19 protein-coding genes are annotated in these 22,186 nt (G+C 69.6%); 11 read left to right on the top strand and 8 right to left on the bottom strand.

The genetic code is table 11. The annotated features are described in order from the left end of the window. Positions 1–126 precede the first annotated feature (126 nt). Positions 127–777: a TetR/AcrR family transcriptional regulator gene (locus tag ACWC0C_RS41830; protein ID WP_450869915.1), complete on the top strand. Its 651-nt coding sequence runs from the start codon at positions 127–129 to the stop codon at positions 775–777. A 91-nt stretch (positions 778–868) separates the two neighbouring features. Here ACWC0C_RS41830 and ACWC0C_RS41825 read toward each other — a convergent pair whose 3' ends face one another. Continuing rightward, entirely contained in the window at positions 869–2,278 is a 1,410-nt protein-coding gene (locus tag ACWC0C_RS41825; RefSeq protein WP_450869933.1) for a cation:dicarboxylate symporter family transporter, read from the bottom strand. A gap of 121 nt (positions 2,279–2,399) precedes the next feature. On the opposite strand from ACWC0C_RS41825, the gene ACWC0C_RS41820 reads away from it, so the two are divergent. The 6 genes from ACWC0C_RS41820 to ACWC0C_RS41795 all read left to right on the top strand — a co-directional run bounded on the left by ACWC0C_RS41820 (position 2,400) and on the right by ACWC0C_RS41795 (position 8,726). After that, positions 2,400–4,028, top strand: coding sequence for an ATP-binding protein (locus ACWC0C_RS41820; RefSeq protein ID WP_450869913.1), 1,629 nt, complete (start codon positions 2,400–2,402; stop codon positions 4,026–4,028). Then, positions 4,025–4,735 (top strand): response regulator, encoded by a 711-nt coding sequence (locus ACWC0C_RS41815; RefSeq protein WP_449197180.1) that lies wholly within the window; start codon positions 4,025–4,027, stop codon positions 4,733–4,735. The genes ACWC0C_RS41820 and ACWC0C_RS41815 overlap by 4 nt, the downstream gene beginning before the upstream one ends. A gap of 119 nt (positions 4,736–4,854) precedes the next feature. Beyond that, positions 4,855–6,222: an extracellular solute-binding protein gene (locus tag ACWC0C_RS41810; RefSeq protein ID WP_450869912.1), complete on the top strand. Its 1,368-nt coding sequence runs from the start codon at positions 4,855–4,857 to the stop codon at positions 6,220–6,222. Beyond that, on the top strand, positions 6,219–7,082 hold the full coding sequence (locus ACWC0C_RS41805) for a carbohydrate ABC transporter permease (protein ID WP_450869910.1): 864 nt from the start codon (positions 6,219–6,221) through the stop codon (positions 7,080–7,082). The genes ACWC0C_RS41810 and ACWC0C_RS41805 overlap by 4 nt, the downstream gene beginning before the upstream one ends. 7 nt (positions 7,083–7,089) lie before the next feature. After that, complete coding sequence (locus tag ACWC0C_RS41800; RefSeq protein ID WP_450869909.1) at positions 7,090–7,917, top strand: carbohydrate ABC transporter permease; 828 nt, start codon at positions 7,090–7,092, stop codon at positions 7,915–7,917. A 119-nt stretch (positions 7,918–8,036) separates the two neighbouring features. Then, positions 8,037–8,726, top strand: coding sequence for an XRE family transcriptional regulator (locus tag ACWC0C_RS41795; RefSeq protein WP_449197184.1), 690 nt, complete (start codon positions 8,037–8,039; stop codon positions 8,724–8,726). Here the strand turns inward: ACWC0C_RS41795 and ACWC0C_RS41790 are convergent. Then, positions 8,723–9,748, bottom strand: coding sequence for an ATP-dependent 6-phosphofructokinase (locus ACWC0C_RS41790; protein ID WP_449197185.1), 1,026 nt, complete (start codon positions 9,746–9,748; stop codon positions 8,723–8,725). The two genes, ACWC0C_RS41795 and ACWC0C_RS41790, sit on opposite strands and share 4 nt — an antisense overlap. A gap of 207 nt (positions 9,749–9,955) precedes the next feature. Here ACWC0C_RS41790 and pta point away from each other — a divergent pair, with 207 nt between their 5' ends. The 3 genes from pta to pyk all read left to right on the top strand — a co-directional run bounded on the left by pta (position 9,956) and on the right by pyk (position 14,781). After that, positions 9,956–12,025, top strand: a complete 2,070-nt coding sequence (gene pta, locus ACWC0C_RS41785; RefSeq protein ID WP_450869907.1) for a phosphate acetyltransferase — start codon at positions 9,956–9,958, stop codon at positions 12,023–12,025. Positions 12,026–12,048: 23 nt separating this feature from the next. After that, positions 12,049–13,269, top strand: coding sequence for an acetate kinase (locus tag ACWC0C_RS41780; protein WP_449197187.1), 1,221 nt, complete (start codon positions 12,049–12,051; stop codon positions 13,267–13,269). 84 nt (positions 13,270–13,353) lie between these two features. Then, a complete protein-coding gene (pyk, locus tag ACWC0C_RS41775; RefSeq protein ID WP_449197188.1) occupies positions 13,354–14,781 on the top strand; it encodes a pyruvate kinase in 1,428 nt (475 codons plus the stop codon). Positions 14,782–14,879: 98 nt separating this feature from the next. On the opposite strand, the gene ACWC0C_RS41770 is transcribed toward pyk, so the two are convergent. From ACWC0C_RS41770 to ACWC0C_RS41755, 4 genes are all read right to left on the bottom strand, one after another. Next, positions 14,880–16,265 carry a hypothetical protein gene (locus ACWC0C_RS41770; RefSeq protein WP_450869906.1) on the bottom strand — a complete coding sequence of 462 codons (1,386 nt, stop codon included), beginning with the start codon at positions 16,263–16,265 and terminating at the stop codon, positions 14,880–14,882. Beyond that, entirely contained in the window at positions 16,255–16,809 is a 555-nt protein-coding gene (locus tag ACWC0C_RS41765; RefSeq protein WP_449197190.1) for a DUF6114 domain-containing protein, read from the bottom strand. Before ACWC0C_RS41765 ends, ACWC0C_RS41770 begins: the two co-directional genes overlap by 11 nt. A 116-nt stretch (positions 16,810–16,925) precedes the next feature. Continuing rightward, positions 16,926–17,558, bottom strand: coding sequence for a DUF6230 family protein (locus tag ACWC0C_RS41760; RefSeq protein WP_449197191.1), 633 nt, complete (start codon positions 17,556–17,558; stop codon positions 16,926–16,928). 624 nt (positions 17,559–18,182) lie between these two features. Next, positions 18,183–19,151, bottom strand: coding sequence for a tetratricopeptide repeat protein (locus ACWC0C_RS41755; RefSeq protein WP_450869904.1), 969 nt, complete (start codon positions 19,149–19,151; stop codon positions 18,183–18,185). Positions 19,152–19,384: 233 nt separating this feature from the next. Here ACWC0C_RS41755 and ACWC0C_RS41750 point away from each other — a divergent pair, with 233 nt between their 5' ends. Then, a complete protein-coding gene (locus ACWC0C_RS41750) occupies positions 19,385–20,002 on the top strand; it encodes a TetR/AcrR family transcriptional regulator (protein WP_449197193.1) in 618 nt (205 codons plus the stop codon). Positions 20,003–20,027: 25 nt separating this feature from the next. Here ACWC0C_RS41750 and ACWC0C_RS41745 read toward each other — a convergent pair whose 3' ends face one another. Continuing rightward, positions 20,028–21,728 carry an acyl-CoA mutase large subunit family protein gene (locus tag ACWC0C_RS41745; RefSeq protein WP_449197194.1) on the bottom strand — a complete coding sequence of 567 codons (1,701 nt, stop codon included), beginning with the start codon at positions 21,726–21,728 and terminating at the stop codon, positions 20,028–20,030. 87 nt (positions 21,729–21,815) lie between these two features. Then, entirely contained in the window at positions 21,816–22,154 is a 339-nt protein-coding gene (locus tag ACWC0C_RS41740) for a DUF3817 domain-containing protein (RefSeq protein WP_450869902.1), read from the bottom strand. Positions 22,155–22,186 lie beyond the last annotated feature (32 nt).

Here is a 22,186-nt window from a genome sequence, read left to right as displayed (position 1 = left end):
GCCTTCCTCAGGTGTGCGACGGGACGTGCTGCGCTGCGCGAATTTGCACAGCGGCGTGCAATTGCACAACCATGTGCAATGTACGCCCGTTGCACAGCACTGTGCAAGTTGGCGGAGGGAGGCAGAATGACCGCCATGACCACGGGTAACAGCAGCCGCGCCGACGCCAACCGGCGCCGCATCCTCGACGTCGCCCTCGCCGAACTGCTGCGCGATCCCGACGCCGCCATGGACCAGATCGCGCGCGCCGCGGGAGTCGTACGGCGGACGGTGTACGGCCATTTCCCCAGCCGTGAGGCGCTGATCAGCACCCTCGTGGACGAGGCCGTGCAGTCACTGGCGGACGCGGATGCGGAGGTACGCGCCGGGGTGGACGACCCCGCGGAGGCGGTGGCCCGCTCGGTGCTCGCAATCTGGGAGGTCGCCGACCGCTACCGGCTGCTGATCGCGCTGGCCCAGCGCACGGTCACCATCCAGGGCATCCGCGAACGCCTCGCCCCGCTGCGCGAGAACAAGATCCGTATGCTCCAACGGGGCCTGGACGAGGGCGTGTTCAGCTCACCGCTGCCCGCTGCGGCGCTCGCGTATGTGCACGAGCAGATGATGTTCGCGCTGATGGAGGCGGTGAACGACGGCCTCCTGGCAGCACGGGAGGCGGGCCGCTCGGCCGCGGTCACGATCCTGACCGCGGCGGGCGTACCCGCCTCGCCGGCCACCGCGCTGGTGGCCAGGGTGAGTGAGGAGGAAGAGGAGAAAGCAGAGAAGCCGGGCGGCTGAGGCACGGGGAGACCCAGCCGCCCGGCGGTGGTACCGGACGCCCAGCCCGGGTTCAGGCGGGGCCGGACGTCCGGAGTTTCCTTTCGGTGGATCAGGCCTTGGCCAGCTCCCCCTCACGAGGCTCGGGAACGTCGGTGACCGTGACCCGGCCCTCGTCCATCAGCGTGGTCTCGTCGAACGGCAGCTCACCCGCGAGCACCTGCCGCACCCGCTCCTTGTCGATCTCCTTCGTCCACGTGCCCACCAGCACGGTGGCGACGGCGTTGCCCGCGAAGTTCGTCAGCGCACGGGCCTCGCTCATGAACCGGTCGATGCCGACGATCAGCCCGACCCCGTCGACCAGCGCCGGCTTGTGCGACTGCAGACCGCCGGCCAGGGTGGCGAGACCGGCGCCGCTGACCCCCGCCGCACCCTTGGACGCCAGCAGCAGGAAGAGCAGCAGCGGGATCTGCTCGCCGACGGACATCGGCGTACCCAGGGCGTCCGCGATGTACAGCGACGCCATGGTCATGTAGATCATCGTGCCGTCGAGATTGAAGGAGTAACCGGTCGGCACGGTGATGCCGACGACCGGCTTGCTGACGCCCAGGTGCTCCATCTTCGCGATCAGCCGCGGCAGCGCGGACTCGGAGGAGGAGGTGGACAGGATCAGCAGGAACTCCCGACCCAGGTACTTGAACAGTGAGAAGACGTTCAGGCCCGCGACGAGGCGGAGGATCGTGCCGAGCACCACGAAGATGAACAGCACACAGGTGAGGTAGAACCCGAGCATCAGCACGGCGAGGCTCTTCAGCGCGTCCACACCGGCCGAACCGGTGACGGCCGCGATCGCACCGAAGGCGCCGACCGGCGCGGCCCACATGACCATCGACAGGATGCGGAAGACGAGCCGCTGGATGTGCTCGATGCCCCGCAGCACCGGCTGCCCGACCGAGCCCATGGACTGCAGCGCGAACCCGGCGAGCAGGGCCACCAGCAGCGTCTGGAGGACCTGCTCCCCCGTGAAAGCGGAGACGAACGTGGTCGGGATGATCGACAGCACGAAGTCGACGGGCGGCAGCGCCTTGCTGTCCACCTGGGCGTGACCGGCCTGCTTGATCGCGTTCGTCAGGTGCAGCCCGTCACCGGGGTGCAGCACGTTGCCGACGACGAGCCCGATGGAGAGCGCGACCAGCGACATCACCAGGAAGTAGCCGAGGGCGATACCGCCGACGGTACCGACCTTGGCGGCCTTCCGTACGGACCCGATGCCCAGCACGATGGTGCAGAAGATGATCGGCGAGATCATCATCTTGATCAGGCTGACGAAACCGGTACCGAGCGGCTTCAGCTGGACCGCCGCGTCGGGCCAGATGAGTCCCACGGCGATGCCGAGCGCGACCGCCACGATGACGGCGATGTACAGGTAATGGGTGCGGTCCCGCTTCACGCGGGGTACGGCAGGTGCCGTATCGGGGGTGCTGGCGGCCACGGCTGCCCTCCTTGACGTCTTCGTCGGCATCACCGGCGTGCGGCTCACGTCCGGGGGTTGTGGGGGATGCCGTGACTATCTCCCGCCGTGTGAGGGCGGTCACCCTTCCGTTCATTTAGTTCACGCTTAACCGGAGAGGCACACTGCTGACATGCGCGTCCCCCGTCTCCCCCGGCCCCGCAGCCTGGCCGGCCAGCTGTTCGCCATGCAGGCCGTGCTGATAGCGGTGGTCGTGGCCGGGTACGCGCTGTTCACCTACGTCAGCGACCAGCGGCAGGCCCAGGACTCCGCCGCCCGCCAGGCCACGGCGGTGGCCCGCTCGATCGCGGACGCCCCCTCGGTGCGCGCGGCGATCCGCACCCCGGACCCCTCCGCCCGTCTTGAGCCGTACGCCCTCGAGGTCATCCGGGACGCGAACGTCGACTTCGTCACGATCATGAACCCGTCCGGCATCCGCTGGACCCACCCCGACAGGAAGCAGATCGGCAAACGCTTCCTCGGCAACATCGGCCCCGCCCTGCACGGCCGTACCTTCACCGAGACCTACACCGGCACCCTCGGCCCCTCCGTCCGCGCGGTGACCCCCATCAGGGACGACGGCCGGATCGTCGGCCTGGTCAGCGCCGGCATCACGGTGGAGACGATCAGCGCCCGGGTCCAGGACCAGGTCACGGCGCTGCTCGGGGTGGCCGGCGGCGCCCTGCTGCTCGGCGCGGTCGGCGCATACGTCGTCAACGCCCGGCTGCGCCGCCACACCCACGGCATGAACGCCACCGAGCTGAGCCGGATGCATGACTACCACCAGGCGGCGCTGCACGCCGTCCGCGAGGGCCTGCTGATGCTGGACGGGCAGTACCGGGTGGCGCTGATCAACGACGGCGGGCACGAGCTGCTCGGTGTGGGCGCGGAGGGCGAGGTGGTCGGCCGCTCGGTCGCGGACCTGGGCCTGCCCGCCCCGCTGACGGGCGCCCTGCTGTCCTCCGAGCCCCGGGTGGACGAGGTGCATCTGACGGCGTCCCGGGTGCTTGTGGTCAACACGTCCCCGGTGTCGGGCGGAGAGCGCCGGGGAACGGTGGTGACCTTGCGCGATGTCACCGAACTCCAGTCACTGATGGGCGAGTTGGACTCGGAGCGGGGCTTCACCCAGGCCCTTCGCTCGCAGGCGCACGAGGCGGCGAACCGCCTGCACACGGTGGTGTCGCTGATCGAGCTGGGCCGGGCCGAGGAGGCGGTGGAGTTCGCGACGGCGGAGCTGGAGCTGGCCCAGGCCCTGACCGACCAGGTGGTGGCGGCGGTGAGCGAGCCGGTCCTCGCCGCGCTCCTGCTGGGCAAGACGGCACAGGCGAACGAGCGGGGCGTGGAGCTGGTGGTGTCGCCCGACAGCCGCCTGGACGACGGCCTGCTCCCTGCGAGCCTGCCCGCCCGCGACCTGGTGACGATCCTGGGCAACCTGATCGACAACGCGGTGGACGCGGCGCAGGGCAGCATCCGGGCGCGGGTGACCGTGACGGCGTACGCCTCGGACGCCGAACTGGTGCTGCGGGTGTCCGACACGGGCCCCGGGGTCGACCCGGCCCACGCCGACCTGGTATTCCAGCGGGGGTTCTCGACGAAGCCGGCCGGGCCGGGCGGGCGAGGCCTCGGGCTGGCCCTGGCCCGGCAGGCGGTGACCCGTCACGAGGGCACGTTGACGGTGGCGGAGTCGGACGAGGACGGCGAGGGCGGAGCGGTGTTCGAGGTGCGATTGCCGCTGCGGTCGGCGGTGGGTGACGGCGGATGACACAGGAGAAGCGGGACCGGCAGCCGATCCGCGTCCTGGTGGTCGAGGACGACCCGGTCGCCGCCGACGCCCATGTGATGTACGTCGGCCGGGTACCGGGATTCGTCGCGGTCGGCAAGGCACACACCGGCGCCGAGGCCCGCCGCATCCTGGACCGTACGGCCGTGGACCTGCTGCTCCTCGACCTCCATCTCCCGGACGTGCACGGCCTGCAGTTCGCCCGCTCCCTGCGCGCGGCCGGCCATCACGCGGACGTCATAGCGGTCACGTCGGCCCGCGATCTGGCGGTGGTCCGCGAGGGTGTCTCGCTCGGGGTCGTCCAGTACGTCCTGAAGCCCTTCACCTTCGCCACGCTCCGCGACCGCCTGGTCCGCTACGCCGAGTTCCACGCGGCGGTCGGCGAGGCGAGCGGCCAGGACGAGGTCGACCGCGCGCTCGCGGTGCTCCGCGCACCGTCGCCCGCGGCCCTGCCGAAGGGGCTGAGCGGGCCGACGCTGGAGCGGGTGACGGGGGCACTGCGGGAGGTGCCGGAGGGGGTGACCGCGGCGGGGGTGGCCGAGACCGTGGGCATCTCCCGGATCACCGCGCGCCGCTATCTGGAGCACCTGGTGGAGTCCGGGCGGGCCGCGCGGAAGCCGGTGTACGGGCAGGTGGGGAGGCCGGAGCTGGTGTACCGGTGGGTGCGGGGAGCCGCGCCGGGGCGCTAGCGGAACACCGGGGAGACCGGCCCGATCCCGCGCACACTCATTGACCTGACTAGACCACTCCTCTTACGTTCACACGGCAGGGATCTCCACGTCACAACGAAGTGAGCCCGTAGGAGGTAGTGCCCGTGCGCCCCACCGCCGCCGCCCTCGTCGCCCTCACCCTCGCCGCAGCGACCCTCACCGCCTGCGGCAACGGCTCCGGAAGCAGCCCGAACACGCTCAAGGTGTCCTACAAGCAGTCGACGGACAACTCCGTCAAGGTGATGGACACCTACCTCGCCGGGATCAAGAAGGAGTTCGAGAAGAAGTACCCGGGGAAGAAAGTGGAGTTCGTGCCGATCAAGGCCCCGGACTCCGAGTACTACACCAAGCTCCAGCAGATGCTGCGGTCGCCGAGAACCGCCCCCGACCTCGTCTACGAGGACACCTTCCTCATCAACTCCGACATCACCAGCGGGTACCTGAAGCCGCTCGACCCGTACCTGGCCAAGTGGCCGGACTGGGGGCAGTTCATCGACACCGCGAAGGCGGCGGCCAGGGGCCAGGACGGGAAGACGTACGGCGTTCCGGACGGCACCGACACCCGCGGGCTGTGGTTCGACAAGCGGGTGTTCAGGAAGGCGGGGCTGCCGGCGAACTGGCAGCCGAAGACCTGGGACGACGTCCTCGCCGCAGCCCGGACCATCAAGCGGAAGGTCCCCGGCGTCACCCCGCTCAACGTCTACACCGGCAAGCCGGCGGGTGAGCGGGCCACCATGCAGGGCATGGAGATGCTGCTCTACGGCACCGGCGACGGCAAGGCCGATCCCCTGTACGACAGCGGCAGCAAGAAGTGGATCGCCGGGAGCCAGGGGTTCACGGACTCGCTGAAGTTCGTCGAAACGGTGTTCAAGGAGAAGCTCGGCCCCGACGTCTCCGACGCCCTCGATCCCAACTTCGCCACCACCGTCATGGGTGAGCTGCTCCCCCAGGGCAGGATCGGCATCGATCTGGACGGCTCCTGGCTTCCGCAGACCTGGCTCCCGGGCAGCGGGCATGAGTGGCCCGACTGGTCCACACAGCTGGGGCTCGCGTACATGCCGACGCAAGCCGGGCAGGCGCCGGGCAAGGTGAGCATGTCCGGCGGCTGGACCTGGGCCGTTCCGGCCAAGGCCGGCAACCCCGGCCTCGCCTTCGACTTCATCAGGACGATGCAGACCGAGGCGAACGCCAAGAAGTGGTACATCGCCAACTCCGGCATCTCGGTGCGCAAGGACGTGGCCGCCGACCCCTCGTACGCCGGCGCGCAGCCCGGCATCAAGTTCTTCACCGACCTGGTCTCCAGCACCCACTACCGGCCCGCCTATCCGGCGTACCCGAAGGTGTCGACCGCCATCCAGGAGGCCATGGAGAGCGTGACGACCGGCGACCAGTCCGCGCAGAAGGCGGCGAGCGGCTACGACTCCGCCCTCGAGGACGTCACCGGCGGGCAAGTGGTCCGCAGGTGAGCCCTCGCCGCCGGTTCGTCCGTGCCCTGCCCCTCGCCCCCGCGGTGGTCCTGATCCTGCTCTTCCTCGCCGGGCCGATCGCCTACTGCGTCTACATCGCCTTCACCGACCTGCAGTTGACCGGCCAGGCGCACGCGTCGTTCGTCGGGTTCGCCAACTTCCGCCACGCCTTCGAGGACGACGCGTTCCTGAACGCCGTATGGCTGACCCTGGTGTTCACCGTGCTGTCCTCGCTGATCGGGCAGAACACCCTGGGGCTCGCCCTGGCCGCGCTGATGAAACGGGCCTCGAAGCCGGTGCGCACGCTCACCGGCGGGGTCGTCGTGACCGGCTGGGTGCTGCCGGAGGTGGTGGCCGGCTTCCTGCTGTACGCCTTCTTCCGGCGGGAGGGGACGCTGAACGCCATCCTGGACCGGCTCCATCTGCCCGGCCAGAACTGGCTGTTCACGCTGCCCATCCTGGCCGTGTCCTTCGCCAACGTCTGGCGCGGTACGGCCTTCTCGATGCTCGTGTACTCCGCCGCGCTGGACGAGATCCCCGCCGAGATCACGGAGGCGGCCGAGGTGGACGGGGCCGGGGGATGGCGACGGATGTGGCACATCACGCTGCCGATGATCCGCCGGTCCATCGGCACCAACCTGATGCTCAACACCCTGCAGACGCTGTCCGTCTTCGGGCTGATCTGGGTGATGACCCGGGGCGGCCCCGGCAACCGGAGCCAGACGCTGCCGTTGTTCATGTACGAACAGGCCTTCCAGAACAGCATGATCGGGTACGGCACCGCGGTCGCCCTGCTCCTGCTGCTCGTCGGGTCCCTGTTCTCCGTGGTCTACCTGCGGCTGCTGCGGACGGAGGTGTGACCCGGGCATGCCTCGCAAGCGCACCTCCCGCCGGCTCGCCGCCGATGCGGCCCTGCTGGTCGTGGCCCTCGCCTTCGCGCTGCCCCTCGCCTGGGTGGTGCTGTCCTCCGTGGATCCGCACGCCGGTCTGCGGGTCAGGGTCCCGGACGGGGTCACCCTGGGCAACTTCGACGCGATCCTGACCCCGGACATCACCTACACCCCGCTGCTCAACAGCCTGGTCCTGTGCGGCGGGGCCACCGCGCTGACCGTCGGCTGCGCCGCCCTCGCCGCCTATCCGCTCTCCCGGTTCCGCTCGCGGCTCAACCGGCCGTTTCTGCTGACGATCCTGTTCGCGACGAGCCTGCCGATCACCGCGATCATGGTGCCGGTGTACGCGCTGTTCGTGCGGGTGAACCTGATCGACACCCTGCAGGGCACGATCCTCTTCTTCGCCGCCTCCCAGCTCCCCTTCGCCATCTGGCTGATGAAGAACTTCATGGACGGGGTGCCGAAGGAGCTGGAGGAGGCCGCCTGGACGGACGGGGCGAACGCGCCGCAGTCCCTGGTCCGGATCGTGCTGCCGCTGATGGGGCCGGGGCTCGCCGTCGTCACGGTGTTCTCGTTCGTGATGATGTGGGGGAACTTCTTCGTCCCGTTCATGCTGCTGCTCACCCCGGACCAGATGCCGGCCTCGGTCAGCATCAACGACTTCTTCGGCAACCGGGGCATGGTGGCGTACGGCCAGCTCGCCGCGTTCTCCGTCATCTACTCCACGCCCGTGATCCTGCTCTACGTCCTGGTGGCCCGCAGACTGGGCGGCGGCTTCGCGCTGGGCGGGGCGGTCAAGGGGTGAGCGGGAAGGGTGTTCCGTCCGTTACATACCGAACGGCCGGAACTGTACATTCCGACAATCCGTGATCCTGTCCGAACAGACCGTAGCCATCCCCTCATGGCGCGCCTAGCTTGTGCGAGGTGCGCCAACCCTCAGCTCCCCCCTTCAACGCCCCGGCGGCCCGCCGGCTGCGCGCCGCGCTCGGTATGGGCCCCGAGCACGTCGCCTACGGCATGCGGGCCTCGTACGGTCTGCCGTACGTCACACCCGATCTGGTGATCGCCTGGGAACGCGGCTCCGCCGCCCCCAGCCACCCGGAACTCACCGCGCTGGCCGGTGTGCTGTGGTGTTCCCCGGGCGAACTCCTCGGCCGGCCGCAGACCCTGCGCGAGCACCGCATCGCCCGCGCCGTCGCGCCCGAGGACGTCGCCCGCGCCGTGGACATGGACCTGCGCGCCTATCTGCGCATGGAGGACAGCGGGCAGTGGCGGGGCAACGAACGCCAGTCGGCCGCGCTCGCCCGGGTACTGGATCTCGCCCTGCCCGACTTCGTCGCCGTCACCGGCCGTGAGGCGAAACTCGCCGATCTGCTGCACAGCGCGGTGACCACCCGCTGGCAGGCCTATGTGCGGCCGGTGCGCAAGCTGGCGCCCCTGGACACGGGCGTCCTCGAAGGGGTGCTGGAGGAGCTCTACGAGGACTACCAGGGGCACATGGCCGCCACCCTCAGCTGGGGCGGCGGCAGCAGGAGCGCGAGCGAGTCCGGCCGGGAGTTCCTCGACCGGATCGTGGAGAACTTCTGGAAGGGCGTGGCGGACAGGACGGCCTAGAAGACCGACTCGGCCTCGTCCATCCGGTCCTTCGGCACCGTCTTCAGCTCGGTGACCGCCTCCGCGAGCGGCACCATCTGGATGTCGGTACCGCGCAGCGCGGTCATCCTGCCGAACTCGCCGCGGTGCGCGGCCTCGACGGCGTGCCAGCCGAAGCGGGTGGCGAGGACGCGGTCGTAGGCGGTGGGTACGCCGCCGCGCTGGACGTGGCCGAGGATGACCGGCTTGGCCTCCTTGCCGAGGCGCCGCTCCAGCTCGTACGCCAGCGCGGTGCCGATGCCCTGGAAGCGCTCGTGGCCGTACTGGTCGATCTCGCCCTTGCCGTAGTCCATGGTGCCCTCGGCGGGGTGGGCGCCCTCGGCGACGCAGATGACGGCGAACTTCTTGCCGCGGGCGAACCGCTCCTCGACCATCTTGACCAGGTCGGCGGGGTCGAAGGGGCGCTCGGGCAGGCAGATGCCGTGGGCGCCGGCGGACATGCCGGACTCCAGGGCGATCCAGCCGGCGTGCCGGCCCATGACCTCGACGACCATCACCCGCTGGTGGGACTCGGCGGTGGTCTTCAGCCGGTCCATGGCCTCGGTGGCGACGCCCACGGCGGTGTCGAAGCCGAAGGTGCGGTCGGTGGAGGAGATGTCGTTGTCGATGGTCTTGGGGACGCCGACGACCGGGAGGCCCGCGTCGGAGAGCATGCGGGCCGCGGTCAGGGTGCCCTCGCCGCCGATCGGGATCAGCGCGTCGATGCCGAACTCCTCGACCATGTCGGTGGCCTTGTCGCAGGCCTCGCGCAGCCGGTCGCGCTCCAGCCGGGAGGAGCCGAGGATGGTGCCGCCGCGGGCCAGGATGCCGCTGACCGCGTCCAGGTCGAGGGTGCGGTAGTGGCGGTCGAGCAGACCCCGGTAGCCGTCCTCGAAGCCGATGACCTCGTCGCCGTACTGCGCAACCGCCCGGTGCACGACCGACCGGATCACGGCGTTCAGGCCGGGGCAGTCGCCGCCTGCGGTGAGAACTCCGATGCGCATCGTGCTGTGTCTCCTGCTCGCTGTCGGTGCCGGTGAGCCAGTGTCGATTGTTCCACGTCCACCGGGACGGCGAGTCACCTGACGGGCGCCTTATCCGGGGCCAGGGGTATTGTCAAGAGGGTTCTGCTCACCTTGGTGGGCGATTTTTATGCCGCAGATTTTATGCCGCAGACGAGACAAGAACAGACAAAGGGACGGAGTGGACGCGTGACGCGCAGCGTGTACGTGACCGGGATCGACCGCGGTGACGGCCGCCAGGTCGTGGAGCTGGGAGTCATGGAGCTGCTGACCCGGCAGGTCGACCGGGTGGGCGTCTTCCGTCCGCTCGTGCACGACGGTCCCGATCGGCTGTTCGAGCTGCTGCGGGCGCGGTACCGCCTCTCGCAGGACCCGGCGACCGTCTACGGCATGGACTACCACGCGGCGTCCGCACTCCAGGCCGAGCAGGGCACCGACGAGCTGGTGTCCACGCTCGTCGACCGCTTCCACCTGGTGGCGCGCGACTACGACGTCGTCCTCGTCCTCGGCACCGACTTCGCCGACACCCAGCTCCCGGACGAGCTGTCCCTCAACGCCCGCCTCGCCAACGAGTTCGGCGCCTCGGTCATCCCGGTGGTCGGTGGCCGCAAGCAGACCACCGAGTCGGTGCTCGCCGAGACCCGCAACGCCTACCGCGCCTATGACGGCCTCGGCTGCGACGTCCTCGCCATGGTCACCAACCGGGTGGCCCGCGAGGACCGCGACGAGATCGCCGAGCGGCTCGCCACCCGGCTGCCGGTGCCCTGTTACGTCGTCCCCGACGAGCCCGCGCTGTCCGCGCCGACCGTCTCCCAGATCGCCCACGCCCTCGACGCGAAGGTCCTGCTCGGCGACGACTCCGGCCTCGCCCGGGACGCGCTGGACTTCGTCTTCGGCGGCGCCATGCTGCCCAACCTCCTCGGCGCACTGACCCCGGGCTGCCTGGTCGTCACCCCGGGCGACCGCGCCGACCTGGTCGTCGGCTCGCTGGCCGCGCACAGCGCCGGGACCCCGCCGATAGCCGGCGTCCTGCTCACCCTGAACGAGGTCCCGAGCCACGAGATCCTCACCCTCGCCGCCCGCCTCGCCCCGGGCACCCCGGTGCTCTCCGTGACCGGCAACAGCTTCCCCACCGCCGAGCAGCTGTTCTCCCTGGAGGGCAAGCTCAACGCGGCCACCCCGCGCAAGGCGGAGACCGCCCTCGGCCTGTTCGAGCGGTACGCCGACACCGCCGACCTGGCCCGCCGGGTCTCGGCACCGAGCAGCGACCGGGTCACCCCGATGATGTTCGAGCACAAGCTGCTGGAGCAGGCCCGCTCCGACAAGCGCCGGGTCGTGCTGCCCGAGGGCACCGAGGAGCGGGTGCTGCACGCGGCCGAGGTGCTGCTGCGCCGGGGCGTGTGCGACCTGACCCTGCTCGGGCCCGAGGACCAGATCCGCAAGAAGGCCGCCGACCTGGGCATCGACCTCGGCGACACCCAGCTGATCGACCCGGCCACCTCCGAGCTGCGCGACTCCTTCGCCCAGCAGTACGCCGCGCTGCGCGCCCACAAGGGCGTCACGGTCGAGCTGGCCTACGACGTCGTATCGGACGTCAACTACTTCGGCACCCTGATGGTCCAGGAGGGCCTGGCCGACGGCATGGTGTCCGGGTCGGTGCACTCCACGGCCGCCACGATCCGACCCGCCTTCGAGATCATCAAGACCAAGCCCGAGTCGTCGATCGTCTCGTCCGTCTTCTTCATGTGCCTGGCCGACAAGGTGCTGGTCTACGGCGATTGCGCGGTCAACCCGGACCCGAACGCCGAGCAGCTCGCCGACATCGCCACACAGTCCGCCGGTACGGCCGCGCAGTTCGGCGTGGAGCCCAGGATCGCGATGCTGTCGTACTCCACCGGTACGTCCGGCACCGGCGCCGATGTCGACAAGGTGCGTGAGGCCACCGAGCTGGCCCGCTCGCGGCGGCCCGACCTGAAGATCGAGGGGCCGATCCAGTACGACGCGGCGGTGGAGCCGTCCGTCGCCGCCACCAAGCTGCCGGACTCCGACGTCGCCGGGCAGGCAACGGTTCTGATCTTCCCGGACCTCAACACAGGCAACAACACCTACAAGGCCGTGCAGCGCTCGGCCGGCGCGATCGCGGTGGGCCCGGTCCTGCAGGGTCTGCGCAAGCCGGTCAACGACCTGTCCCGGGGCGCGCTCGTCCAGGACATCGTCAACACCGTCGCCATCACGGCGATCCAGGCCCAGACCCACTGAATACAGAGAGCATTCGAATCACCGTGGCAGCAACCCGCGCAGCGACTCGCGTCCTCGTCCTCAACTCCGGCTCCTCGTCGGTGAAGTACCAGCTCCTCGACATGCGTGACGCCGGCCGGCTCGCCGTCGGCCTGGTGGAGCGCATCGGCGAGCAGACCTCCCGGCTCAAGCACTCCTGCCTCACCACCGGCGACACCCGCGAGCACACCGCGCCGATCGCCGACCACGACGCCGCGCTGAAGGCGGTCGCCGAGGAGCTGAGCCGGGACGGGCTGGGCCTCGACTCGCCGGAGCTGGCCGCGATCGGGCACCGGGTGGTGCACGGCGGCATGTTCTTCACCGAGCCGACCGTCATCGACGACGAGGTGCTCGCCGAGATCGAGCGGCTGATCCCGGTCGCCCCGCTGCACAACCCGGCCAACCTGACCGGCATCCGCACCGCGCGGGCGCTGCGCCCCGACCTGCCCCAGGTGGCCGTCTTCGACACCGCGTTCCACACGACGATGCCGGAGTCCGCGGCGCGCTACGCGATCGACCCGAAGATCGCCGACCGGTACCGCATCCGCCGCTACGGCTTCCACGGCACCTCGCACGCGTACGTCGCCCGGGAGACGGCGCGGCTGCTGGGCAAGGACCCCTCCGAGGTCAACGTCATCGTGCTGCACCTGGGCAACGGCGCCTCGGCGTCCGCGGTGGAGCGGGGCCGGTGCGTGGACACCTCCATGGGACTGACGCCTTTGGAGGGGCTGGTGATGGGTACGCGCTCCGGTGATCTGGATCCGGCCGTCATCTTCCATTTGGCCCGGGTTGGGGATATGTCCATGGACGAGATCGACACTCTTCTCAACAAGAGGAGCGGCCTGTTCGGTCTGTGCGGGGACAACGACATGCGGGAGATCCGCCGCCGGATCGACGAGGGTGACGAAGAGGCCGCTCTCGCGTTCGACATTTACATTCACCGGCTCAAGAAGTACATCGGCGCCTATTACGCCGTGCTCGGGACGGTGGACGCGGTCGCGTTCACGGCCGGGGTCGGCGAGAACGCGGCGCCCGTGCGGGAGGCGGCGATCGCGGGCCTGCGGGGCCTGGGCCTGGCGGTGGACCCGGAGCTGAACGCGGTGCGCTCCGGCGAGCCCCGGCTGATCTCTCCGGAGGGTGCGCGGGTGGCGGTGGCCGTGGTGCCGACGGATGAAGAACTGGAGATCGCGACGCAGACCTACGCACTGGTCGGAAAGAACAACTGAATAGCACCTGAGCGGTGTGGCACTCATTTGTATCTTCCGCCAGACGGAATATTCCGTAGCGAAACAAACCGATAGGATCGCCCCATGCGCCGTTCGAAAATCGTCTGTACTCTCGGCCCCGCGGTCGACTCCCACGAGATGCTCGTCGCCATGATCGAGGCGGGCATGAATGTGGCCCGGTTCAACTTCAGCCACGGCTCCCACGCCGAGCACCAGGCGCGGTACGACCGCGTCCGGGCCGCGTCCAAGGAGACCGGCCGGGCCATCGGCGTCCTCGCCGACCTGCAGGGCCCGAAGATCCGCCTGGAGACCTTCGCCGAGGGTCCGGTCGAGCTCGAGCGCGGTGACGAGTTCGTCATCACGACCGAGGACGTACCGGGCGACCGGCACATCTGCGGTACGACGTACAAGGGGCTGCCGGGCGATGTCTCGCGCGGCGACCAGGTCCTGATCAACGACGGCAACGTCGAGCTGAAGGTCCTGGACGTCGAGGGCCCCCGGGTCAAGACGATCGTCATCGAGGGCGGTGTCGTCTCCGACCACAAAGGCATCAACCTGCCCGGCGCGGCCGTCAACGTGCCCGCGCTGAGCGAGAAGGACATCGAGGACCTGCGCTTCGCCCTCCGCATGGGCTGTGACCTGGTCGCGCTGTCCTTCGTCCGGGACGCCAAGGACATCCACGACGTGCACCGCGTCATGGACGAGGAGGGCCGCCGGGTCCCGGTCATCGCCAAGGTGGAGAAGCCGCAGGCGGTGGAGAACATGGAGGACGTCGTGCTGGCGTTCGACGGTGTGATGGTCGCCCGTGGTGACCTCGCCGTCGAGTACCCGCTCGAGAAGGTCCCCATGGTGCAGAAGCGCCTGATCGAGCTGTGCCGGCGCAACGCCAAGCCGGTGATCGTGGCGACCCAGATGATGGAGTCGATGATCACCAACTCCCGTCCGACCCGCGCCGAGGCCTCCGACGTGGCCAACGCGATCCTGGACGGCGCGGACGCGGTCATGCTGTCGGCGGAGTCCTCGGTCGGCGCCTACCCGGTCGAGACGGTCAAGACGATGTCGAAGATCGTCCAGGCGGCCGAGGAGGAGCTGCTCTCCAAGGGGCTGCAGCCGCTGGTGCCGGGCAAGAAGCCGCGCACGCAGGGCGGTTCGGTGGCCCGCGCGGCCTGCGAGATCGCCGACTTCCTCGGCGGCCGGGGCCTGATCGCCTTCACCCAGTCCGGTGACACCGCGCGTCGTCTGTCCCGCTACCGGGCGACCCAGCCGATCATCGCCTTCACCACGGACGAGGCCACCCGCAACCAGCTCACCCTGAGCTGGGGCGTGGAGTCGCACATCGTGCCGTTCGTGAACACCACCGACGAGATGGTCGACCTGGTGGACCAGGAGATCGCCCGGCTGGGCCGCTTCGAGGCGGGCGACACGGTCATCATCACCGCCGGCTCGCCCCCCGGCGTCCCCGGCACCACCAACATGCTCCGCGTCCACCACCTGGGCACGCAGAACAACTGACAAGCCCCGTAAGGGCCTTGTACGGCACTGAGGGCGCCCCCTGGACCAGGGGGCGCCCTCAGCTGTGTGCGGCTCCCGAACGGGCTTTGCAGGACCGGTCAGTCGGTCGTGTACACGTGCATGCCGGGCACGTGCAGGTTGCCGCCGAACTGGGCGGCCTGGACCACCTTCACATTGGTGAAGTAGATCAGCGGGAGGTTGAGCGGGGGCGGGCTGTCGGGCGTGAACTTCATCGGGATCAGGCCGAAGAGGTTGCCCGAGATGCTCTCGGTGTACATCGTGGTGGCGCCGCCCCGGATGGTGGACGTCGAGCCCTTGGCCGCCTGCACGTGGTAGGTCTTGCCCGAGAGCTTGTCCTTCACCGTCTGGTGCAGGTCGCCGATGTCCGTGCCGTCGGAGATGACGTACTTCAGCACCTTCTTGGTGGTGCCGGACGCCGTCTTCACCTCGACGATGCCCTGGTAGTCGGCGCCCTTGAGCAGCAGCGAGCTGGCGTCCAGGTACCAGGGGTCGTCCGCCACCGGCACCTTGTTGTCGACGCCGCCCTGGTCGGTCGTGGCCGCCGGGCAGTTCTCCGCCGAGGCGCTGGAGCTCGCGGACGGGCTCGGCGTGGCCGACCCGGCCGCGTCCGTGGCCTTCTTGGTGGTGTCCCCGGCCGTCTTGGAGACCGTGTCGGTCGTCTTCTTCACCGTGTCGCCGACCGTCTTGGTGGTCTTGGAGACGGTGTCGTCGACGGTGTCCGTGACCTTGGAACCGGACGACGACGTACCCGACGGGGACGAGGAGTCCGAGGACGCGCTCGCCGACGGGGTCGCGGACGGCGTCGCGGACGGCGTGGGGCTCGCGGACGAACCGCCGGAGTCCTTGCCGCCGCCGGTGAGGATGCCGCCCAGCGTGTCGCCGATGGTGTCCAGCAGACCGCCGCCGCTCTTGGACGCCGACGGGGTGGGCGTGGCCGTGTCACCGCCGGAGGGCGACGACGAACCCGACGAGCCGGAGCCCGAGTCCGAGCCGGAGGAACCGGAGGTCGCGGTCGGCTTGGGCGAGGCCGTGTCGCCGGAACCCGAATCCGACGAAGAGGTCTTGCCCGAGTCGCCGGACGTCGTGTCCTTGGCACTGTCGCTCGCCGAGGGCGACGGCGTGGCCGTGTCGGCGGACTTGCTCGCCGAGGCCGAGGGCGACGGCGACGCCGAGGCGTCCTTGGAGCTGTCCAGCGCCTTGACACAGTCCTTGTACTCGTCGGCCGTCAGGCTCTTGGACGTGGTCGACGGGGACGGACTGCTGCCACTGTCGGCCAGGGCGAGCGTCGACGTGAAGCCCATGCCCATCAGCACCGCCGTCGGCATGGCCACAGACGCTATCGCCTTGCCGGCCGGCATGTGGAACCTGGTGAACAACGGTTTTCTGGGGGCCGCGTGGCGGGGCCCGGTTCTCCCGCGGGACCCGTCCTCGTCGGTCCCGCGGGTCACCTCGTCAGCCGGCACTGTGCCTCCCGTTCGCCCCGTTGGCCGGGTTCGTTCCTGACAGGTCGTTCCCCCCGAGCATGTCCATGTGCTGCTCCGGCAGCGGTGCGGCCTGCGGGGCACCACCCTCGCCCGGGGCCTCCCCGGCGGGCGGCTGCACCTGCGGAGGCACGCCCGGCGACCAGGCCACGGCCATGGCTCCGCCGATCATCGAGGACAGGAAGCCGACGATGAAGCCGCCGATGTTGGACATCGGAATGGACACCAGCGCCAGCAGAATCGCCGCGACACCCCCGAAGACACGGATGTGCTGCTGGAACCAGAGGCTGATCCCGATGACGACGAGCAGCACACCGATGATCAGGGAACCGGAACCACCGGGGGTCCCCATCGTCATCGTGAGATGGCCCAGCTGCAGGTGTGCGTAAGGGAAGTACAAGATGAGAAAGCCGCCGAGCATGACCAACAGGCCGGCCCAGAACGGACGGGTGCCCCGCCAGGCGCGGAACTGCAGCCTCCGGCGGGTGAACTGGCCGGGCGCGGCGGCAGAAGTCTCGGCGCTCATGGAAAACAGCTCCCTGGTGCGGCGTTACTGTGGTGGAGATGTGTGCCGCGTGTGAAACGCGGCCGGAGAGTGGACAGGCGGGGGCGCCACCGGCTCCCCCGCCCGTCAACGCGTGCTCAGTAGCACTCGTGCGTACCCGTCTGCACCGACATGTGCAGCCCGCTGAGCCGGAAAGTTCCGGCCGTGGTCGCCCAGGCCGTCTGCTTCACGTCGGTCAGCGTGGCCGAGTCGGCCTGCTGCGCGAAGCCGTACGGGTTGGACTGCTCCTTCCCGCCCTTCATGCCCGGACCCTTGCCGGCGTCCTTGGCGGCAACACCGATGTCGATGTTGTTGAAGGTGGCGTCGGCACCGAGGTCGTCGACGTCGATGTAGAGATTGTCGGCCTCGACCGGCTTGTCGCCGCCCGCCTTCAGCACCAGGCTCACCGAGCCCAGCACCGGAATGTTCGGCGTGACGACCGACTGGCACATGTTGCTGATCGAGGCGCTCTTGAAGGCCGAGACCGCAACCGGGTGAGCGGTCTGCTGGCCGCTCAGGGTGTAGCCGTTGTCGATCGCGCCGTACTGCTCGAAGCCCTGACCGACCAGCTTGTCCGCGGTCACCTTGAAGGACTGACCGGACACGCTGAACGAGGCGGCGAGAGCGCCCTGCGCGAGGGCGACACCTATGCACGCCGTGGCGGCCACGCTGGGCACCATGACCACAGCGAACCGCTTCCATCTGGTCCCGCCACGCACCTGGGACTCCATATTTCCTCCTTCTCGGACGTACATCTCCTGGCCCGGACTCGCCGCCAGCCGGCGGCTCAGCCAGGCAGGGATGGGAGAAGTGCTACGTCCTCGGGAAGGAGAGCGCCCGCGCTCGGAGGCGCGAACCGCGCCCGAATCACCGGCGATCACCCCCGAGCGACAACCACTGGTCGCGCCTGACACGCATCACGCACAACCTTGCTGGACAGGCTTCGCCGGATGGGCGAAGACCCCCCTGTCCAAGAGCCGGCGCCACTGCCGCCGGCTCTGCTCGGTGGGGACCCAGAATCTCCCACGACCCGACCGGCTGTCGGGCTACGGGAAAGGACCGAGCGTCGCCGATCGTGGTGCATTCTCGGCCCGGACACAAGGGGGTTCGTTACTGGCTAGTAACGGCCGGATAACCGGAGGACGACCGACCGGTCTCGGAGTGCGACGCTGGGTGGCATCCATGGGCAGAGCAAAGCCGTTGATCCCTGGATGAAACCAGACAGATCAACGGCTCTGACTTACTCCGAGTAACAGATTCCGCGATTACCAAGATTTGGCAAAACGGAGTCGCTCTGACGCCTCGTCGGCAAATCTTTCACCTCGGCATCACAAGCCGTGGCGTTTAGCAACTGGTCAGAACAACGCCCGGGCGAGCGCCCTTCGTGCCCCGACCACACGCGGGTCCTCGGGGCCCACGACCTCGAAGAGCTCCAGCAGCCGGCGCCGTACCGCGTCACGGTCGTCACCGACGGTGCGCTGCACGGTCTCGATCAGCCGCCCGAAGGCGTCCTCGACATGTCCGCCCACCAGGTCCAGATCCGCGGCGGCGATCTGCGCCTCGGCGTCCTTCGGCTTCTCGGCGGCCTCCTGGCGGACCTTCTGCGGGTCGAAGTCCTGCACCCGCTGCAGCAACTCGGCCTGCGCGAGACCCAGTTTCGCCTCGGGGTGGGCCGGGTCGTCGGCCAGCACGTTCTGATAGGCCCGGATGGCCCCGCCCAGGTCCCCCGCATCCAGCGCCTCGGCGGCGGCGTTCAGCGCCGCGTCGTACGGCCCCACCCGCTCCTGCACGGCCGCGCCGCCCGGCTGCGCGTCCGGGTCGACGGTCAGGCCGGTGATCCCGAACCGCTGCTCGGCGACCTGCACCAGCTGGTCCAGGGTCTCCCGGATCTGCTGCTCGCCGGCCGCCCCCTGGAAGAGCGGCAGCGCCTGTCCGGCCACGACGGCGAACACGGCCGGGATGCCCTGCACCCCGAACTGCTGCATCAGCATCTGGTTGGCGTCGACGTCGATCTTGGCGAGGAGGAAGCGCCCGTTGTACTCGACGGCCAGCCGCTCCAGGACCGGGCTCAGCTGCTTGCAGGGCTGGCACCACTCGGCCCAGAAGTCGATGACGACAGGTACTTCGGCGGAGCGCTGGAGGACGTCGCCCTCGAACCCCGCCTCATCGACGTCGATGACGAGATCGGCCGGGGCCACCGCCCCCGCGCCGCCCTGCCGGGCGGTCTCGGCGCGCGTCTGCTCGGCCTTGGCCTTGGCCTCCTGGGCCGCCTTCACCGCGGCGAGGTCGACGACGCCGCTCATGGACATGTTCCGTGGCTGCATACGTCTATCCTCCCCCGTTACCGCGTCGGAATGAAAAAGTGTCGTGCGCGGGCGCCGGGTCCCCACCCCACGCCCCCGTGGTCACCGCTCGCGTACGCCTCGTGAACGTCCATCACGAGCCCTCGCGAGCTTTCGCTACGACTCGTAGCGTAATGCCATGCGGACCCCGCGCGACACCACCCCCCGGTGATCTCCCTCACGAGCGCACAGTTCCCGCCGGTTATGGTCGAGGGATGCAGAGCCGCACTCCCGCCAGCCGTACCGGACGCCCGCGCAGCGCCGCCGCGGACACCGCGATCCTGGCCGCGACTCGGGAGGCGCTCGTGGAACTGGGCTGGTCAAAGCTCACGCTGGGAGACGTGGCGACACGGGCCGGGGTCGCGAAGACGACGCTGTACCGCCGCTGGGCGGGCAAGCCGGAGCTGGTGTGCGACGCGGTGGCGGAGCTGTTCGACGAACTGGAACTGCCCGACCGCGGCAGCCTCGCGGCCGACATCGAGGGCGTGGTCCTGCAGTTCGCGGCGATCCTGGCCCGCCCGGAGGCCAAGAGTGGCCTGATGGCGGTGGTCGCCGAGTCCACCCGCGACGACGCCCTGCGCGAACGCATCCGGGCCTCCATCGTGGACCGCCAGATGCGCCTGGTCCTGGAGGGCCGCGCCCGCGCCCAGAGCCGCGGCGAGCTCCCCCCGGAACCCGACCCGGAGGAGTCCGCGCGCACGGTCGACCTCATCTTCGACGTGGTGGCGGGTGCGGTGGTCCACCGCACCCTGGTGAGCGGCAAGCCGGCGGACGAGGAATGGGTACGCAGTTTCACCCGGGTACTGCTGATGGGGCTGACTTCACAGCCATAGCTACGGGCGTACCGGGGAACGGCACCTAGAAACCGGCGGGCTCCGTGTACACCCCCCACTCGTCCCGCAGCACGCCGCAGATCTCACCCAGCGTCGCCTCGGCCCGCACCGCGTCCAACATCGGCTCGATCATGTTGGAGCCGTCCCGAGCCGCACCCAGCATCGCCTCCAGCGCGGAGCGCACCGCGGACTCGTCCCGCCCCGCCCTCCGCTCGGAGAGCACCCGCACCTGCTCCCGCTCCACCTCATGGCTGACCCGCAGGATCTCCAGGTCGCCGGTCACGGACCCGGTGTGGACGTTGACGCCGACGACCCTCTTGTCGCCCTTCTCCAGGGCTCGCTGGTAGCGGAACGCGGACTCGGCGATCTCGCCGGTGAACCAGCCGTCCTCTATGCCGCGCAGAATCCCGGAGGTGATCGGCCCGATCGGGTGCCGCCCGTCCGGGTGCGCCCTGAGCCCCCGCTCCTTGATCTGCTCGAAGATCTTCTCCGCGTCCGCCTCGATCCGGTCCGTCAGCTGCTCGACGTACCACGAACCGCCCAGCGGATCCGCCACGTTGGCGACGCCGGTCTCCTCCATCAGCACCTGCTGCGTGCGCAGCGCGATCTCGGCCGCCTGCTCGCTCGGCAGCGCGAGGGTCTCGTCGAGCGCGTTGGTGTGCAGGGAGTTGGTTCCGCCGAGGACGGCCGCCAGCGCCTCCACGGCCGTACGGACCACGTTGTTGTACGGCTGCTGCGCGGTCAGCGACACCCCCGCGGTCTGCGTGTGGAAGCGCAGCCACTGCGCCTTCTCGCTCTTCGCGCCGTACACGTCCCGCATCCAGCGCGCCCAGATGCGGCGCGCGGCACGGAACTTGGCGATCTCCTCGAAGAAATCGACGTGGGCGTCGAAGAAGAAGGAGAGGCCGGGCGCGAACACATCCACGTCCAGACCGCGCGAGAGCCCCAGCTCCACGTACCCGAACCCGTCCGCGAGGGTGTACGCCAGCTCCTGCGCGGCCGTGGCGCCCGCCTCCCGGATGTGGTAGCCGGAGACGGACAGCGGCTTGTAAGCGGGAATACCGGCCGCGCAGTACTCCATGAGGTCGCCGATGAGGCGCAGATGCGGCTCGGGCTGGAAGAGCCACTCCTTCTGGGCGATGTACTCCTTGAAGATGTCGGTCTGGAGGGTCCCGTTGAGCACCCCCGGATCGACCCCCTGCCGCTCGGCGGCCACGAGGTACATGCAGAAGACGGGGACGGCGGGCCCGCTGATCGTCATCGACGTCGTGACGTCCCCGAGCGGGATGTCCTTGAACAGGACCTCCATGTCGGCGGCCGAGTCGATGGCGACCCCGCAGTGCCCGACCTCGCCGAGCGAGCGCGGGTCGTCGGAGTCGCGGCCCATGAGCGTCGGCATGTCGAAGGCGACGGAGAGCCCGCCACCGCCGTGGCCGAGGATCATCTTGTACCGCTCGTTGGTCTGCTCGGCGTTGCCGAACCCGGCGAACTGCCGGATCGTCCAGGTACGCCCGCGGTAGCCGGTCGGATGGAGCCCGCGCGTGAAGGGGTACTCCCCGGGCCAGCCGATCCGCTCGAATCCCTCGTACGTATCCCCTGGCCGGGGCCCGTACACCGGCTCCACGGGATCGCCGGAGAGCGTGGTGAAGTCAGCGTCGCGCTTGCGCGCGGAGTCGTAGCGGGCCTGCCAGCGCCGGCGGCCGTCCTCGATGGCGTGAGCGTCCATACCCTCGAATTTACTAGGACGTCCTAGTAAATGTCGATGGCCGACCGCCGCACGGCGTCCGTACGGCGGTGCCGGCGGCGACTGCGGCTACGCCTTGGCGACGGCCGGGGCCTGGTCGGCGACCTCGGCCTCCAGCTCGCGGCTGATCCTCCGCTCGACAAAGAAGGCGGCGGTGGGAATCGTCCCCGCCAGCAGGACCCACAACTGCCGGCCGACCGGCATCTTCGCCTTGGAACCCAGGTCGAAGGCGACCACGAGGTAGACGACGTACAGCCAGCCGTGGGCGATGGCGACGACCCGGGTGAAGTCGGCGGCACCGCTGATGTCCAGCCCGTACTTCGCGATCATGCTCAGGCACAGCAGAACCAGCAGGACACCGGTGGTGTAGGCCATGACGCGGTAGCGGGTCAGCACGCTTCGTTTCATGCAGACGAGCGTAAACCGCCCGAAAAACCCCC

The sequence above is a fragment of the Streptomyces sp. NPDC001709 genome, assembly GCF_053596375.1.
Note: the sequence above shows the minus strand (reverse complement) of the source record. Positions and strands in the feature narration are given on the sequence as shown.